This is a genomic window from Arhodomonas sp. KWT (assembly GCF_010993615.1).
Genome location: NZ_WNXE01001148.1, coordinates 1 through 511 on the forward strand (window position 1 = coordinate 1; position 511 = coordinate 511).

A 511-nucleotide genomic window follows, 5' to 3' on the forward strand; every position below is an offset into this window, starting at 1 on the left:
GTGATCGAGCGCCTGAATTTCGCCCACGCCGCGCTGAACTCCGGCACCGGCCCGACGCCGGAGGCGCCGTTCGGCGGTATGAAGCAGTCCGGCTACGGCCGCGAGGGCGGTATCGAGGGGCTGTTCGAGTTCGTGGAGACGCAGACCGTCCCCGAGGCGGACTGATCCGGCCCGATCCCCTCATGGCCGGCGGGCAGCGCCCGCCGGCCGCTCTCGCCCGGGCCGTCGGGCCCGCCGCGGTGGCCTAGGGGCTGCCGCCCTCCAGGAAGGTCAGCACCCGGCCGTGGGACAGCGCCGCCGCGTGCCGGTGATACGCACTCCGCGCCCAGCAGTTGAAGCCGTGATCGGCCCCGTCGTAGACGTGGATCCCGACGTCGCCGCGGCCGAAGAAGGCCCGGCGGGCCTCGTCGACGTGGGCGTCGGTGATGTGCCCATCGTTGCCGGCGAAGTGGAACTGCGCCGGCACGGTGAGACGGGCGGCCTTGTCGAGGTGCCGGTGGATGCCCCCCGG

At 73.8% G+C, this 511-nt stretch carries 2 protein-coding genes; one reads left to right on the top strand and one right to left on the bottom strand.

Annotated features, from left to right (window positions below; all coding sequences use genetic code 11):
- Window positions 1-165, top strand: coding sequence for an aldehyde dehydrogenase family protein (locus G7A99_RS24640; protein ID WP_305792384.1), 165 nt, complete (start codon window positions 1-3; stop codon window positions 163-165).
- A 79-nt stretch (window positions 166-244) separates the two neighbouring features.
- Here G7A99_RS24640 and G7A99_RS24645 read toward each other — a convergent pair.
- A partial coding sequence (locus G7A99_RS24645) for a dienelactone hydrolase family protein (protein ID WP_163144710.1) occupies window positions 245-511 on the bottom strand: 267 nt, incomplete at its 5' end.